The organism is Nocardia sp. NPDC055050 (assembly GCF_053608345.1).
On record NZ_JBSGVG010000009.1, the window covers coordinates 1 to 14,204 of the forward strand.

The window sequence follows — 14,204 nt, forward strand, 5'->3', positions numbered from 1 at the left end:
GGCTCCGGCGAGCCCGCCGGTCCCGCCGAGTCGGTCGTCGACGACCCGGGGCGGGCCGTACTGGATCTGCGTCGTGCCGGACGGCTCGCCGTCGACTACCCCCGGCTCGGGGCGCTCCTCGCACGCGCCAACGAGGCTCAACTCGTGCGAGCGGGGCGGCTGTTGGCCGGGATCGAGCCGGACGAGGTGCTGCGCGAGCACCCCTCCAGAGCCATCTGGCGCAGGCGGATGTAGTAGAGCGTCTTGATGCCCTTGCGCCATGCGTAGATCTGCGCCTTGTTCAGGTCCCGGGTGGTGGCGGTGTCCTTGAAGAACAGCGTCAGCGACAGACCCTGGTCCACGTGCTGGGTGGCCGCGGCGTAGGTGTCGATGATCTTCTCGTAGCCGATTTCGTAGGCGTCGTCGTAGTACTCGAGATTGTCGTTGTCCAGGTAAGGGGCCGGGTAGTAGACGCGGCCGATCTTGCCTTCCTTACGGATCTCGATCTTCGACGCCACCGGGTGGATCGAGCTGGTCGAGTGGTTGATGTAGGAGATCGAACCGGTCGGCGGCACGGCCTGCAGGTTCTGGTTGTAGATGCCGTATTCCTGCACCGAGGCCTTGAGCAGACGCCAGTCGTCCTGGGTGGGGATGCGCACGCCGGCGTCGGCGAACATCTGAGCCACCTTGTCGGTCTTGGGTTCCCATGCCTGGTCGGTGTACTTGTCGAAGTACTCGCCGCTGGCGTACTTGGAGTCGGCGAACCCACCGAACGCGGAGCCGCGCTCCTTGGCGATCAGGTTCGAGGCCCGAATCGCGTGGTAGACCACGGTGTAGAAGTAGATGTTGGTGAAGTCCACACCTTCTTCGGAGCCGTAGTGGACCCGCTCACGCGCCAGGTATCCGTGCAGGTTCATCTGACCGAGGCCGATGGCGTGGGACTCGTTGTTGCCCTGCTCGATCGAGGGCACCGAGAAGATGTGGGTCTGATCCGAGACGGCGGTGAGCGCGCGGATCGAGGTCTCGATCGTCTGACCGAAGTCGGGCGAATCCATCGCCTTGGCGATGTTGAGCGAACCCAGGTTGCACGAGATGTCCTTGCCCACCTTGGAATACGACAGATCATCGTTGAATTCCGAGGGGGTGGAGACCTGCAGGATCTCCGAGCACAGGTTCGAGTGGGTGATCTTGCCCTTGATCGGGTTGGCCCGGTTCACCGTGTCCTCGAACATGATGTAGGGGTAGCCCGACTCGAACTGCAGCTCGGCGATCGTCTGGAAGAACTCGCGCGCCTTGATCTTCGACTTGCGGATGCGCTTGTCGTCGACCATCTCGTAGTACTTCTCGGTGACGTTCACATCGGCGAACGGCACACCGTAGATACGCTCGACGTCATAGGGCGAGAACAGGTACATGTCCTCGTTCTTCTTCGCCAGCTCGAAGGTGATGTCGGGGATCACCACACCGAGCGAGAGCGTCTTGATGCGGATCTTCTCGTCCGCGTTCTCGCGCTTGGTGTCGAGGAAACGGTAGATGTCGGGGTGGTGGGCGTGCAGGTACACCGCGCCCGCGCCCTGACGCGCACCCAGCTGGTTCGCGTAGGAGAAGGAGTCCTCCAGCAGCTTCATGATCGGGATGACACCCGAGCTCTGGTTCTCGATCTTCTTGATCGGGGCACCGTGCTCACGAATGTTGCTGAGCAGCAGCGCGACACCGCCACCGCGCTTGGACAGCTGCAGCGCGGAGTTGATGGAGCGCCCGATGGACTCCATGTTGTCCTCGATACGCAGCAGGAAGCAGGACACGGGCTCGCCGCGCTGCTTCTTGCCGGAGTTGAGGAAGGTGGGGGTGGCGGGCTGGAACCGGCCGTCGATGATCTCGTCGACCAGGTTGCTCGCCAGCACCTCGTCGCCGGCGGCCAGCGTCAGCGCGACCATGCACACGCGATCCTCGAAACGCTCCAGGTAGCGCTTACCGTCGAAGGTCTTGAGCGTGTACGAGGTGTAGTACTTGAACGCGCCGAGGAAGGTCGGGAACCGGAACTTCTTGGCGTAGGCCTGCTGGAACAGCTGCTTGACGAAGGGGCGACCGTACTGGTCGAGCACCTCGGTCTCGTAGTAGTTCTCCTTGACCAGGTAGTCCAGCTTCTCGTCCAGATTGTGGAAGAAGACGGTGTTCTGGTTCACATGCTGCAGGAAGTACTGGTGCGCGGCCTCGCGATCCTTGTCGAACTGGATCTCGCCGTTGGGGCCGTACAGGTTCAGCATCGCGTTGAGGGCGTGGTAGTCGAGCACCTCGCCCGCCTCGCCGCGCACCGCCGACTGCTCTAGGCGTGCTGACTTGCCTGCCGGTGCTGTGGTTGCTGTTGCCAAAACAATCCCAATCCCTCTCGGACGCGCGCGACGTCCTCAGCGGTTCCCATGAGTTCGAAGCGATACAGATACGGCACCCCGCATTTTTGCGAGATGATGTCTCCTGCAACGCAATAGGTATCGCCGAAGTTCGTGTTGCCGGCCGCGATCACCCCGCGCAGCAGCGCGCGGTTGTGTGGGTCGTTGAGGAACTTGGCGACTTGCCGCGGAACGAGGTCCTTGTCGGGACGCTCTCCACCCATGACGTGCCGACCACCACCATAGGTGGGGGTGATCAGCACGTAGGGTTCGTCGATCCGCGGCGATTCAGCGGTGGTGTGTAGCGGAAGTCGAGTTGCCGGGAGACCGAGCTTCTCGACGAAACGATGAGTGTTCTCCGAAGCGCTGGAGAAGTAGACCAGCCCGCCCGGAGTCCTCTGCTCGGGCATGGCGCCTCCTTACCGGCGAACCGGTGCGAACTAGGCAGCCGCGACGGCGAGCGCCTTGATGCGATCGGGACGGAAGCCCGACCAGTGATCGTCACCCGCGACGACGATCGGCGCCTGCAGGTAGCCCAGCGCCATGACGAAGTCACGCGCCTCGTCGTTCTCCGAGATGTCGATGACGTCGTAGTCCACGCCGACCTTGTCGAGAGCCTTGTAGGTGGCGTTGCACTGCACGCAAGCGGGCTTGGTGTACACGGTGATGGTCATGATGGAAGTCCCTCTCTCCTATGCCTGATCCACAGCCTGTGATCCGTATGCAATGCACGAACGGGTGATGCTGCGCAAACTCCTGGATCTAGCGAAGAAAGCCCTGCTCGCAACCCCTTCCCTTGGGCCCGATCAGTGGTGGCTCCACACCGTCTTCCAGTACGACAGACACTACACCTAGTGTCCGACAGATGGGAACAACACAAGGTGTTGCGAGTCGCACGGATGTAATTCCCACGCGGTAAGTCCCAGGACGGGCCACCGGCCAGCAGGGAAAACAGTGGTTCAGATCACGATTTCATCTACCGGCGAGTCTTCAGCAAACTCGGTGGACAGCGAAAGGGCGTCGCATCCGTGACGGATGCGACGCCCTGCCGAACGACCAGCTTACGCCGTGACCAACGTGCCGTTCACCGCGGCGACCAACTCGTGCACGGTCGCGCCGAGCTGGGTCAGCGCCTCGGCGTCCTCGGCCGGATGGGTCTGCGCGAAGCGCTCGCCGATGGTCGCGAACTGCGCATGCGCCGACTCGACGACGACGCCGCCCGCCACGCCGACGGACTTGACGGTGTCGCCGTGCGCCCACGCCGCGGCGTTCGGGCTGATCGACGCGCTCACCACGGCGACCGGCTTACCCTTGATCGCACCGGCGCCGTACGGACGCGAGGCCCAGTCGATGGCGTTCTTCAGCACGGCGGGCAGGGTGCCGTTGTACTCGGGGGTGACCAGCAGGACGGCGTCGGCGGCGGCGACGGCGGCACGCAGCGCCTCGGCCTGCGCGGGCACCTCGCCGGGAACGTCGAGGTCTTCGTTGTAGAACGGAATCTCGCCGAGACCCTCGTAGATGGCGATATCGACACCGGCGGGCGCGGTCTGTACGGCAGCCTCGGCCAGGCGGCGATTGATGGAGCCCGCGCGCAGGCTTCCGACGAGAGTAAGGATGCGGGTCTCGCTCATTGCGACTCCTGGTGTACTCAGTGGAATGATCCAAGTTTCATCCGACATTAACCGGACCCCGGTCCGATTACTTCCCGCGGAGGACGTGTGAGCGGCGTGAGCTATGGCACACCCCAGTCCGACGAGCCGCCCCTGCTGGGGATCGGGCGGCCGCTGCCCGGCAGCGCGGAACCCGTCGAACGTGCCGACGCCGCGCGCAATCGCGCGCTGCTGCTCGACGCGGCCCAGCAGCTGGTGCGCGAGCACGGCGTCGACGGCCTCACGATGGACGCGCTCGCCAAACGCGCGGGGGTCGGCAAGGGCACGGTCTTTCGCCGGTTCGGCAACCGGACCGGGCTCATGCTGGCCCTGCTGGATCACTCCGAGCAGAAATTCCAGGCCGCGTTCATGTTCGGGCCCGCGCCGCTCGGTCCCGAGGCAGGCCCGGTCGAGCGGCTGATCGCCTTCGGGCGCACCCGGCTGCTCGATATCGAGGTCGAGGGCGACCTGCACCAGGCCGCGGAGAAGGACGGGCGTTTCGGTGGCGGACCCTACGCCCTGCACAAGGCGCACGTCATGCTGCTGCTTCGCGCGATCGGCGTCGACGGTGAGGTTCCGCTGATCGCCGACACCCTGCTGTCCACACTGACGGCGGCGCTGGTCATCCACCAGGTCGAAGTGCTCGGCTACACGCGCGATCAGATCGGCGACAACTGGGAATGGCTCGTTCGCCGGGTCGTTTCGCCTGTCCCCCAAGTAGAGTGAGACCGCATGGGGACACTGCGTGAACAGATCATTGCCGAATTGGGTGTGCTGCCCGAGATCGAGGCGAAGCAGGAGGTCCGGCGGCGCGTCGACTTCCTGAAGGACTACCTGGCCACCACCCCGGCCAAGGGATTCGCCCTCGGGATCAGTGGCGGCCAGGACAGTGCGCTGGCCGGTCGGCTGTGCCAGCTGGCCGTCGAGGAGCTGCGCGCCGACGGTGTCGAGGCGAAGTTCCTCGCGGTGCGGCTGCCCTACGGCGTGCAGGCCGACGAACACGACGCGCAGACCGCCTTGAATTTCATCGACCCCGATCGCACGGTCGTGGTGAACATCCGGCCCAGCGCCGATGCGGTGGGCATCGAGGTGGCGGGCGCGCTCGATCACGAGCGCCTGCGCGACTTCGTGCGCGGCAACATCAAGGCACGTGAGCGGATGGTCGCCCAGTACGCCCTCGCGGGCCAGGAAAGCCTGCTGGTGGTCGGCACCGATCACGCGGCCGAAGCGGTCACCGGGTTCTTCACCAAGTTCGGCGACGGCGGTGTCGACCTGACTCCCCTCACCGGTCTCACCAAGCGCCAGGGCGCGGCCCTCCTGCAAGAACTCGGCGCCCCCTCGAGCATCTGGTCCAAGGTCCCCACCGCCGACCTCGAAGACGACCGCCCCGCCCTCGCCGACGAGGACGCACTCGGCCTGCGCTACGCCGAGATCGACGACTACCTCGAAGGCAAGGACGTCACCCCCGAGGTAGCCGCCCGCGTGGAGTCGATCTTCACCAACACCCGCCACAAGCGCACCGTCCCGGTGACCCCGCTCGACACCTGGTGGCGCTAGGGGCGTGCTCCCGGCCCCACCGGATCAGCAGATCTGGGCGCCCTCACCGGACGCGGTAGCTCGCAGCAGGTCCCGAACCAGCTCGTAGTCCGGTTCTTTGCGAAAGCGCAGGCATCCTTTGCCCATGTCCTGGCTCGCGAGACGGTCGGCGAACGCCGCGCGGACGTCGGAGCGCAGGAGGTAGAAGGAGATGTAGTGCTTCTGGCCGGCGAAGGCGACCTCGCCGGTGCCGTCGCGTTCGTAGGCGGGCATCCCGTAGGACATCACCTCGGTGAAGCCCGGCAGCTCTTGGAGGCACAGGTCGCGCAGCCTGGTGAGCGCCTCGCGGCGATCCGCCGGGACTTCGGCGAGGTAGGTCGCAACGTCGGGGGCCTTGCTCTGGACCACGGCTAGCCGCCCGCGAAAGGCGGGAGAACGTCGACTCGGTCGCGGAGCATGGCCGACGGGTCGCGGGTGAGCTCGTCGCCGATGAGGAAGGCACAGACGCCGACGAGGCTGTCGATGTCGGAGCCGTAGGTGGCGGCGAGAGTGGCGCGCAGGTCGGCGACGGTGGCGCCGTCGGGGAGGTCGAGAGATTCGGTGTTCTTGCCGACCGCGTCGGCGATGGCGGCGAAATAGCGGACCTCAACCACCGATGGCTCCCATCGTGCGTTCCGGGGGGACGAAACCGGCGGCGTCGATACCGTGACCGGCCCATTTCTGCCACATGGCACCGCGCCACAGTTCGGCGACCTCGTCGTCGTCGGCGCCTGCCCGCAGCGCGGTGCGCACGTCGAACTCCTGGTCGCTGAACAGGCACGAACGCAGCATGCCGTCGGCGGTGAGCCGGGTGCGGTCGCAGCTGTCGCAGAACTTGCGCGTGACCGTGGCGATGATCCCGACCGTTGCCGGGCCACCATCGACCAGCCATTTCTCGGCCGGGGCCGACGGGTCGGCACGGGCGGTGGGGGTCAGGGTGAAGCGCTCGCCGAGGACGTCGAGCAGGTCGGCGGCGGTCACCATGTGATCGCGGGCCCACTCGTGGTCGGCGTCGAGGGGCATCTCCTCGATGAAGCGCAGTTCGCACTGTTCGGCCAGGCACCACGCGAGCAGGTCGGCCGCACCCGCCAGATTCTGGCGCATCAGCACGGCGTTGACCTTCACCGGCGCCATCCCCGCGTCGCGCGCGGCACGGATGCCGTTGAGGACCGACTCCAGCCGGTCGCGGCGGGTGAGGCGGGTGAAATCTTCCCGGTCGACGGTGTCGAGGGAAACGTTGACCCTGGTCAGACCAGCCGCGGCGAGCTTATGGATGCGATGTTCCAGGCCGACGCCGTTCGTCGTCATAGCCAGCGGGGTGCCGGGCACCGCCGCATGACAGCCCGCGATGATCTGTTCCAGTTCACGGCGCATCAGCGGTTCGCCGCCGGTGAACCGCACCTCCCGCACACCCAGCTCGCGCACCGCCAGCGACACCAGCCGCACGATCTCGTCGGCGGTGAGCAGTTCCTGGCGCGGGATCGGCGGCAAGCCCTCTTCGGGCATGCAATAGGTGCAGCGCAGCGAACACTTCTCGGTGATGGACACGCGCAGGTCGCGAGCGATCCGGCCGAAGCGGTCGACGAGGAACGGCGTCTCGGGCCTGCCGTCCAGGGACGGCCGCTCCGATCGCACGGCGGGTATCCCCATCTCGACCAGCGTCATCTCTACAGTATGACCCGTAAGGCCCGTCACATTCCGTGCGCCGGGCCGATTCTTCGCGAACTCGTCAGCTCACCGTCGCCCACCCACCACCGTGAGCAACGCGACCCCGACCGGCCCCGACACCGACGATTAAGCTGGCAGCATGACTCCCCGGCCCGCTACCGCGTCGGCGCGCAGCGTCGACGAGTACCGCGACACCGTCGCCGCGCTGCTGGCCCGCCTCGCCGACCGCCCGGATGAACAGGTGCCGGTCCCCGAGGCGCTCGGCCGCACGCTGTCGGCCGATGTGGTGTCGCCGATCGATCTGCCGGTGTTCCGTAACTCGGCGATGGACGGCTACGCGGTGCGGGCGGCCGATGTGGCCGTCACCCCGGTCACGCTGCCGGTGGCCGGCGTGGTGGCGGCGGGTAGGCCGGGCACCGACGCGCTGCCCGCCGGATCCGCGGTGAAGGTGATGACCGGTGCGCCGATGCCCCCCGGCGCCGACTGTGTGGTGCCGGTCGAGGATGTGCAGGCGGGCGAGGGGCGGATCGTGGTCGAACGTGGCCGCGGACGTGGCGAATTCGTGCGCGAAGCCGGTACCGATGTGCGCACCGGCGAGCTCGTCGCGCGGGCAGGCACGGTGCTCGCGCCCCGCCATATCGCCGCACTGGCCGCTGTCGGCCTGCCCACGGTGCCTGCCCTGAGCCGATTACGCGCTGTCTGCATCACCACCGGGGACGAACTCCGGCCCGCGGGCGCCGCGCTGGCCCCGGGCCAGATCTACAACTCCAACGGCATCGCGCTGGCCGCCGCGTTGCGGGCCGACGGTGTCGAGGTGGTCGAGGTCGCGCACAGCACCGACGACCCCGCGGTGTTCACCTCGGTACTGCACGCCGCGACCGCCGTCGCCGACCTGGTCTTCACCTCCGGTGGCGTGTCCAAGGGTGACTTCGAGGTCGTCAAGGATGTGCTGGGTCCGCTCGGCGGGACCTTCGGCTCGGTCGCGGTGCAGCCGGGCGGACCGCAGGGCTACACGGTGGTCGACGAGGTCCCCGTGCTCAGCTTCCCGGGCAACCCGGTGAGCACGATGGTGTCCTACGCCGTGTTCGCGCGCCCCGCCGTGCGCGCGCTGGCCGGATTGCCGGAGCTCGTGAGCGGCGAGACCACTTTGCTCACACCGCTTCGCTCCCCCGCCGGTCGTCGCCAATACCTGCGCGGCCTGCTGACCGAGGACGGGGTGGAAGTGATCTCGGGCCCCGGCTCACATCTCATCGCGGGGATGGCCTGGGCCGATGTCCTGGTCGACGTTCCCGCCGAGGTCACCTCGCTGGCCGCCGGTGTCGCTGTGCGAATCTTATCGCTATGAGCGAGTTGTCCCACGTCGACCGCGAGGGTCGCGCGCGCATGGTCGACGTCAGCGCGAAAGCCGACACCACCCGGATCGCTGTCGCCGCAGGCGAATTGCAGACGACCGCGGAAGTGGTCGCGTTGGTGCGGGCCGAGGGAATGCCCAAGGCCGATGTGCTGTCCACGGCACGACTGGCCGGAATCGCCGGTGCGAAAAAGACTTCCGAGCTGATTCCGCTGTGCCATCAGCTGGCGTTGTCGTCGGTGAAGGTGGAGTTCGGGTTCACCGAGACCACCATCACAGTCGAGGCGACGGCGAAGACCAAGGGGCCCACCGGGGTCGAGATGGAGGCACTGACCGCGGTCGCCGTGGCCGGGCTGACCCTGCACGACATGGTGAAGGCGGTGGATCCCGCTGCCGTGATGAACAGGGTTCGGCTGGTCACCAAAGAGGGTGGAAAGCACGGGCATTGGGTGCGACCCGAAGATCGATCCGACACCGGCACACCGGCGCTCGACCGATCGGCACAGGTGGACGCGAGCGCCGGTGCCGAATCCGCGCTGCCTGCGACCACCGAATCCCAGGGCGGCGCTGCGACGGAATCACCTGACGCCCCGATCTTTTCGCGGACCGCGGTCGTGGTTGTCGCGTCTACCGGTACCGCGGCCGGTACCCGCACCGACACCACCGGGCCCGTCCTCGTCGACTGGCTGACCGCGCGAGGTTTTTCGGTGCGTGGGCCACTGGTCTACGCCGATGCCGAGATCGCCGCCGGGCTGGCCGACGCACTCAGCGGGGCGCCGGCGCTCGTCGTCACCACCGGTGGCACCGGTGCCTCGCCCACCGACGCGACACCCGAGGCCACCCGCGCCGTGCTCGATCGTGAGCTACCCGGTGTCGCCGATGCCATTCGGCAGCGTGGGACCGCGAAGTTCCCCCTCGCCGCGCTGAGTCGCGGCGTTGCCGGGCTGGCCGGTGGGACCGTTGTCGTGAACCTGCCCGGTTCGCCCGGCGGGGTGAAGGACGGGACGGTGGTGCTGGAACCGCTGTTGGATCATCTGCTCGCGCAAGTAGCCGGAGGCGGCAACCATGAGTGACTTCGGTGCGGTTCGGCTGGCGACCATCAGCGATCACGACCTCGATCCCCTCGCCGTCGAAAAGGCGGTCGACGGACCGGAATTCGGCGCGGTGGTGGTGTTCACCGGCAAGGTGCGCAACCACGACGGTGGCCAGGCGGTGACCTCGCTGGAGTACTCCGCGCATCCCCAGGCCGAGCGCTTCCTGCACGCGATCTGCGCGGAAGTGGCGCAGGCGAGCGGACTTCCGGTCGCGGCGACGCATCGCATCGGGTCACTCACGATCGGCGGACTGGCGATCGTGGTGGCGGTGGCCGCGCCGCATCGGGCCGAGGCGTTTACCGTCTGCGCCGAGCTGGTCGACCGGATCAAGCACGAGGTGCCGATCTGGAAGCGGCAGTTGTTCGCCGACGGGCTTTCCGAATGGGTCAACGCCTGCGGCTGACGCTACTGCGTGGCGTACCGCCACACGCCGAGCATCTCCTGCTCGTCCAACGGCGTCTCACCGTCGAAGACGGTGTCGTGCAAGCGTTTCAACGCCGCGACCGTATCCAGTCCGGCACCGATCAGCACCAGATTCGAGACACGGCGCTCGCCGCGCGCCCAGCTTCCGGGGGTGACGACCACGTGCCTGCCTACCAGGTGGACTTCGAACTTGCGGCGCTCCCCTGCCACCGCGAACGCGACACATCCCTTGGCACGGAACAGTCCTGACGGCGGATCTTCCAGAAAGGCCACCAGCGCACGCGGATTCAACGCGCGCTCGCTCGTGAACGCCACCGAGACGTAGTCGTCGTGAAGGTGGCGATGGTCGGGGTCGTCGTGATCATGGTCGTCGAGCAATGTGTCGAAGCTCAGTTGCTCGGCTGTTTTCAGCTGCTCGGGTGCCCGATCGTCGAACAGCAGACCGGGGTCGATGCGGCCGTGCGTCGTCGCGTAGACCGGCACCTGCCCGACGCAGTCGGTCAGCTGTGCGCGCAAATCGGCCAGCGCCTCGGCCCCGACTCGATCGGCCTTGTTCACCAGCACCAGATCCGCCATCCGCAGATGCGTCACCAGCGCAGGATGTTGCGTGCTGGTGGCGGCGAACTGCTCGGCATCGACCACTTCGACCAGGCCACCGTAGGCGATGCGCGGGTTGGGGTTGGCGATCACCATCCGGATCAGGTTGCGCGGCTCGGCCAGTCCGCTGGCCTCCACCACGATCACATCCACCGCGCTGCGCGGCTGCGCCAGCTGCGCGAACAGATCGTCGAGTTCGGACACGTCCACCGCGCAGCACACACACCCGTTGCCGAGCGACACCATCGCGTCGACCTGCCCCGCCACCAGCATCGCGTCGATGTTCACCGCCCCGAAATCGTTGACCACTACCCCGATCCGGGTTCCCCGATTGTTGCGCAACAGGTAATTGAGCAGGGTCGTCTTCCCCGAACCGAGAAACCCAGCAACGATCACGACAGGAATCACCGCACCCATGCTGCCACCATGTCACCGCGGCGACGTCGACCGGTCCACCACGCCGGATTCCCTCCGTCCGTCCCTATGCAGCACACCGCCCACCCCTGCGATCAGAGGTGGGCGGGTCGACGTGCGGCCAATGGTTGTCAGGACGGGCTGAAAACCATGCCTACCAGGGTGTACGCGAGATTGATCAGCTGGCCGGGGATGGTCGACTCGTCCATGCCGAGCGCTTGCGCCAGCGGCATGAGCAGCGTCATGACGGTGGTGATCGGACCGCCGAGCGTGCTCAGATCGAGCTCGGATTCGTTGGGCGTCGCCTGGGTTTTCGGGCTGGTGCCGCGGTTCTTCGGGGTGGTGGTGGACGGTGCGGCGGGAGCCCCGGGTGACGCGGTGCGGGCCGGGGCGCCGGGAGACGCGGTGCGGACGGGGGCTACCGGACCCGGGTTCGCGATCGGGACCCGTTGGGGGATCGGAGCAGCAGTGGCAGGCGCGTTGGCGTCGGCGGAAGCCGGGCGCTCGGACGGTGCCGTCTGTTCGCTCGGGCCACTGGGAGGTGCGGACGAATCGGCCGGTGCCCGGTCGGGCGCGGGAGCTTGCGCGGGTGCCGGTGCGGGAGCGTGTGCGGGCGCTGTCGCTCCCGGCGTCGCAGTCGTCGCAGCGGGCGACTGGGCCGGTGCGGGTGTCGTCGTGTCGGATTCCGGCGTCGACGCGGTGGTCCCGCTGGGCTTCTTCGACGGCTGCGTGGGCTCGGCCGGATCGGTGGTGGGCGCCGGCGCGCCGTTCGTACCCTCGGCGGGAGTTCCGGCGGCGTTGGGATCCTCGGCCGGGGCGGAAGCTCCGTTCTGGCTCCCTGCCGGTCCGGGCGCGGGTGCGTCGGTGCTGGGCGTGGGGGTCTCGGTCGGGTCGGCGGCGGGTGCGCGCTGGGGTTCCTGTGCGGTCGTCGCGACCGGGATCCGACCCGGCGCGGCGGCGTAGGCGGGAATCGGCTTGTTCAGCAGGAACCCGACGACGCCGGTCGCGATGGCGACGGCGTGCTCGAGCTGGCCTTCGCGCGATTCCAGGCGGGCGGCGTCGCCGACATTGGCGCCGTTGCCCATCTCGACGAACACCAGCGGCACCTGCGTCAGCGCCGGGCCCGCCACATCCTCGCGGGTCTGCAGGCCCGCCTTGACGCCCGCGTAGTTCGCGGGTGAGAAGCCGGCCGCCAGGTAGGCGTCGCGGACCGCGCTCGACACGAGTCGCCCACCACCGGATTGCGCCTTGTCGGCGATCGAGTCGGGAATGGGGAGCTGGGGCACGATCATGTGGAAGCCGTGCTGGTCGGGGCCCGCGCTGTCGGCGTGAATGCTCACAGCCACGTCGGCGCCGGACTGGTTGGCGGCGCGGGCGCGATCGTCGACGCAGCCGCCCCACCCGGTGTCGTCGGCGCGGCTCAGCACCACATCGGCACCCAGTGCCTCCAGAGACGCGCGCACGAGCTGGGCGACATCCCAGTTGATGGTGTGCTCGGGGATACCGTTGAGCGAGGTCATGCCGGTGGTCTGGCAGTCCTTGGTACCGCCGCGACCGTTGTCGACCTGGCGGCTCAGGTCCTCGGAATGCGCCGTCCCCTGATGACCGGGGTCGAGGAAGATCGTCTTACCGGCGAGCTGCTCGCTGGTCGCTGGTTCAGGGGCGGCGTGGGCGGTCACGGGGACCAATCCCGACAGCGACACCACCACCGCGGCGGAGACGGTAGAGCAGATTCCGGCCTTGATGATGTTTGGTTGCATGTTCGGTCGGTGCTCCGGGACCGGAGCACCCCTCCCTTCCCATTGGTAACACCTGGTAACACCAAACCCAGTGGTTCACTCTTGCAACGTTGACAACCACAGGGCAAGCACAGTTACCGAAATGTAACTGGATAGGAGTATCAAAAGACGCTGGTCGGATGCCCAGATGAGCCGTCAGCGGGCTAAGTCAGGCAACTTCTGGCAATTGGCGCAGCGACCGCAGCGCATAGTGAACCCGGGTCTTCACAGTCCCGATCGGAACGCCGAAATCGGCGGCGACTTCCCGGTAGCCGCGGTCGTGCAAGATCACCTCGGTCACGGCTGCCCGCTGCGGTTCCGGGAGTCGGGCGAGGAGTTGATCGACCAGTAACCCGTCGACCAGTCCGTCGGCGAAGTCCGGTTTGCCGCAGACGGACACCTCGGTGATGTCGTCCCAGCCCACATCACCGGGGCGGATGGCTCTGGCCCGCACGATGTCGATGATGACGTTGCGTTCGATCGCCAGCAGCCAGGTCCGCACGCTGCCCTTGCGACCGTCGAAGTCCTGGCACGAACGCCAGCCGCGCAGCAACGTTTCCTGCACCGCGTGCTCCGCCAGGCCCGCGTCGCTGAGACTGCGCATGGCCCGCCAGTGCAGCAGACCGCGATCGGTGGCCAGCACCTCGGCCAGCCCGTCCCTGGTACACAGGCGCGCGCAGTGCGCACCGCAGGAGTTGTCCGTCATATGGGGTTATCGCGGCGGACCGCGACGATGACAACGCCGCGCGTTAAGCGACTCTTCAGGATCCTGCTGGGGCCGTGCCGGAAGGTAGTTCGTGCGAGCCCGGCCGGGCCTGCTCCAGGAGGGGGGAGCAGGGACGCCGGGCTCGTTCGTTTCCGGGCCCGATCATTACGGGTTCGCGCATTCGAGCGAAGTCCAGCACGATCGGACCGGGGCGACGACAATCGCCCGCGAGGAGCGAACAAGTGGACATCCATGCATATCCGACCGACGCGCAGACGCCGGTCGACCGGGCGGAGGCCACCCGAGTGGCGGCCGACCACCTACCAGCCGACCTGCCGGGTCATGATCGGCAGATCGTCGAATTCGCCGACGGCTTCGCGGTTTTCGCGGTGCAGCCGTTGCACGCGCCACCGGATCGGCCGATCCCGATCGGCGGCTCGGTGTACGTGATCGACAAGGCGACCGGGGCGGTGTCGTTCTGGCCGACCTATCCGACCAACGTGATCGCCGCGCACTACGCGCTGCTCTTGGCGGCGGGACAGTTGGTCGTCGCCGATTCCTGGCCCGATCAGGACTGATC

Annotated in this window: 16 protein-coding genes; 6 read left to right on the forward strand and 10 right to left on the reverse strand. The window is 67.4% G+C overall.

Annotation, left to right across the window (positions count from 1 at the left end; translation table 11 throughout):
• Window positions 1-137: 137 nt before the first annotated feature.
• The 4 genes from nrdE to ACWGCN_RS11455 all read right to left on the reverse strand — a co-directional run bounded on the left by nrdE (window position 138) and on the right by ACWGCN_RS11455 (window position 4,000).
• Window positions 138-2,294, reverse strand: a complete 2,157-nt coding sequence (gene nrdE, locus ACWGCN_RS11440; RefSeq protein WP_452529019.1) for a class 1b ribonucleoside-diphosphate reductase subunit alpha — start codon at window positions 2,292-2,294, stop codon at window positions 138-140.
• Between the two features lie 11 nt (window positions 2,295-2,305).
• The gene (nrdI, locus tag ACWGCN_RS11445) at window positions 2,306-2,779 is read right to left on the reverse strand and encodes a class Ib ribonucleoside-diphosphate reductase assembly flavoprotein NrdI (protein WP_378991494.1); all 474 of its coding nucleotides are present in this window, start codon (window positions 2,777-2,779) and stop codon (window positions 2,306-2,308) included.
• A 30-nt stretch (window positions 2,780-2,809) separates the two neighbouring features.
• Window positions 2,810-3,043, reverse strand: coding sequence for a glutaredoxin-like protein NrdH (gene nrdH, locus ACWGCN_RS11450; protein ID WP_358063548.1), 234 nt, complete (start codon window positions 3,041-3,043; stop codon window positions 2,810-2,812).
• A 387-nt stretch (window positions 3,044-3,430) separates the two neighbouring features.
• Entirely contained in the window at window positions 3,431-4,000 is a 570-nt protein-coding gene (locus ACWGCN_RS11455) for an NAD(P)H-dependent oxidoreductase (protein WP_378991493.1), read from the reverse strand.
• A gap of 96 nt (window positions 4,001-4,096) precedes the next feature.
• On the opposite strand from ACWGCN_RS11455, the gene ACWGCN_RS11460 reads away from it, so the two are divergent.
• A complete protein-coding gene (locus tag ACWGCN_RS11460) occupies window positions 4,097-4,744 on the forward strand; it encodes a TetR/AcrR family transcriptional regulator (RefSeq protein ID WP_378991491.1) in 648 nt (215 codons plus the stop codon).
• Between the two features lie 6 nt (window positions 4,745-4,750).
• The gene (nadE, locus tag ACWGCN_RS11465; protein ID WP_378633155.1) at window positions 4,751-5,575 is read left to right on the forward strand and encodes an ammonia-dependent NAD(+) synthetase; all 825 of its coding nucleotides are present in this window, start codon (window positions 4,751-4,753) and stop codon (window positions 5,573-5,575) included.
• Window positions 5,576-5,599: 24 nt separating this feature from the next.
• Here nadE and ACWGCN_RS11470 read toward each other — a convergent pair whose 3' ends face one another.
• The 3 genes from ACWGCN_RS11470 to moaA are packed head-to-tail and all read right to left on the reverse strand — an operon-like array spanning window position 5,600 to window position 7,258.
• Window positions 5,600-5,962, reverse strand: a complete 363-nt coding sequence (locus ACWGCN_RS11470; protein WP_387447182.1) for an iron chaperone — start codon at window positions 5,960-5,962, stop codon at window positions 5,600-5,602.
• Window positions 5,963-5,964: 2 nt separating this feature from the next.
• On the reverse strand, window positions 5,965-6,207 hold the full coding sequence (locus tag ACWGCN_RS11475) for a MoaD/ThiS family protein (RefSeq protein ID WP_056812377.1): 243 nt from the start codon (window positions 6,205-6,207) through the stop codon (window positions 5,965-5,967).
• A complete protein-coding gene (gene moaA / locus ACWGCN_RS11480; RefSeq protein ID WP_378991486.1) occupies window positions 6,200-7,258 on the reverse strand; it encodes a GTP 3',8-cyclase MoaA in 1,059 nt (352 codons plus the stop codon). The genes ACWGCN_RS11475 and moaA overlap by 8 nt, the downstream gene beginning before the upstream one ends.
• 142 nt (window positions 7,259-7,400) lie before the next feature.
• On the opposite strand from moaA, the gene ACWGCN_RS11485 reads away from it, so the two are divergent.
• From ACWGCN_RS11485 to ACWGCN_RS11495, 3 genes are read left to right on the forward strand one after another with little or no spacing between them, the layout of a single operon-like run.
• On the forward strand, window positions 7,401-8,606 hold the full coding sequence (locus ACWGCN_RS11485) for a molybdopterin molybdotransferase MoeA (RefSeq protein ID WP_452459470.1): 1,206 nt from the start codon (window positions 7,401-7,403) through the stop codon (window positions 8,604-8,606).
• The gene (moaCB, locus tag ACWGCN_RS11490; RefSeq protein ID WP_452459471.1) at window positions 8,603-9,685 is read left to right on the forward strand and encodes a bifunctional molybdenum cofactor biosynthesis protein MoaC/MoaB; all 1,083 of its coding nucleotides are present in this window, start codon (window positions 8,603-8,605) and stop codon (window positions 9,683-9,685) included. The genes ACWGCN_RS11485 and moaCB overlap by 4 nt, the downstream gene beginning before the upstream one ends.
• Window positions 9,678-10,109, forward strand: coding sequence for a molybdenum cofactor biosynthesis protein MoaE (locus ACWGCN_RS11495; protein ID WP_378991482.1), 432 nt, complete (start codon window positions 9,678-9,680; stop codon window positions 10,107-10,109). Before moaCB ends, ACWGCN_RS11495 begins: the two co-directional genes overlap by 8 nt.
• Window positions 10,110-10,111: 2 nt before the next feature.
• Here ACWGCN_RS11495 and ACWGCN_RS11500 read toward each other — a convergent pair whose 3' ends face one another.
• The 3 genes from ACWGCN_RS11500 to ACWGCN_RS11510 all read right to left on the reverse strand — a co-directional run bounded on the left by ACWGCN_RS11500 (window position 10,112) and on the right by ACWGCN_RS11510 (window position 13,624).
• Window positions 10,112-11,143: a CobW family GTP-binding protein gene (locus ACWGCN_RS11500; RefSeq protein WP_452459472.1), complete on the reverse strand. Its 1,032-nt coding sequence runs from the start codon at window positions 11,141-11,143 to the stop codon at window positions 10,112-10,114.
• Window positions 11,144-11,271: 128 nt separating this feature from the next.
• Window positions 11,272-12,900 carry an N-acetylmuramoyl-L-alanine amidase gene (locus tag ACWGCN_RS11505; RefSeq protein WP_452459473.1) on the reverse strand — a complete coding sequence of 543 codons (1,629 nt, stop codon included), beginning with the start codon at window positions 12,898-12,900 and terminating at the stop codon, window positions 11,272-11,274.
• Between the two features lie 187 nt (window positions 12,901-13,087).
• Window positions 13,088-13,624, reverse strand: a complete 537-nt coding sequence (locus tag ACWGCN_RS11510) for a sigma-70 family RNA polymerase sigma factor (protein ID WP_452459474.1) — start codon at window positions 13,622-13,624, stop codon at window positions 13,088-13,090.
• A gap of 242 nt (window positions 13,625-13,866) precedes the next feature.
• On the opposite strand from ACWGCN_RS11510, the gene ACWGCN_RS11515 reads away from it, so the two are divergent.
• Window positions 13,867-14,202, forward strand: coding sequence for a hypothetical protein (locus ACWGCN_RS11515; RefSeq protein ID WP_452459475.1), 336 nt, complete (start codon window positions 13,867-13,869; stop codon window positions 14,200-14,202).
• The last annotated feature ends 2 nt before the right edge of the window (window positions 14,203-14,204 follow it).

Bases quoted from the DNA above. Each gene is read 5' to 3' on its own strand.
- ACWGCN_RS11500 (WP_452459472.1), bottom strand. From the start codon at position 11,143: ATGGGTGCGGTGATTCCTGTCGTGATCGTTGCTGGGTTTCTCGGTTCG.
- ACWGCN_RS11505 (WP_452459473.1), bottom strand. From the start codon at position 12,900: ATGCAACCAAACATCATCAAGGCCGGAATCTGCTCTACCGTCTCCGCC.
- ACWGCN_RS11485 (WP_452459470.1), top strand. From the start codon at position 7,401: ATGACTCCCCGGCCCGCTACCGCGTCGGCGCGCAGCGTCGACGAGTAC.
- nadE (WP_378633155.1), top strand. From the start codon at position 4,751: ATGGGGACACTGCGTGAACAGATCATTGCCGAATTGGGTGTGCTGCCC.
- nrdI (WP_378991494.1), bottom strand. From the start codon at position 2,779: ATGCCCGAGCAGAGGACTCCGGGCGGGCTGGTCTACTTCTCCAGCGCT.
- ACWGCN_RS11510 (WP_452459474.1), bottom strand. From the start codon at position 13,624: ATGACGGACAACTCCTGCGGTGCGCACTGCGCGCGCCTGTGTACCAGG.
- ACWGCN_RS11495 (WP_378991482.1), top strand. From the start codon at position 9,678: ATGAGTGACTTCGGTGCGGTTCGGCTGGCGACCATCAGCGATCACGAC.
- moaCB (WP_452459471.1), top strand. From the start codon at position 8,603: ATGAGCGAGTTGTCCCACGTCGACCGCGAGGGTCGCGCGCGCATGGTC.
- ACWGCN_RS11455 (WP_378991493.1), bottom strand. From the start codon at position 4,000: ATGAGCGAGACCCGCATCCTTACTCTCGTCGGAAGCCTGCGCGCGGGC.
- nrdH (WP_358063548.1), bottom strand. From the start codon at position 3,043: ATGACCATCACCGTGTACACCAAGCCCGCTTGCGTGCAGTGCAACGCC.
- moaA (WP_378991486.1), bottom strand. From the start codon at position 7,258: ATGACGCTGGTCGAGATGGGGATACCCGCCGTGCGATCGGAGCGGCCG.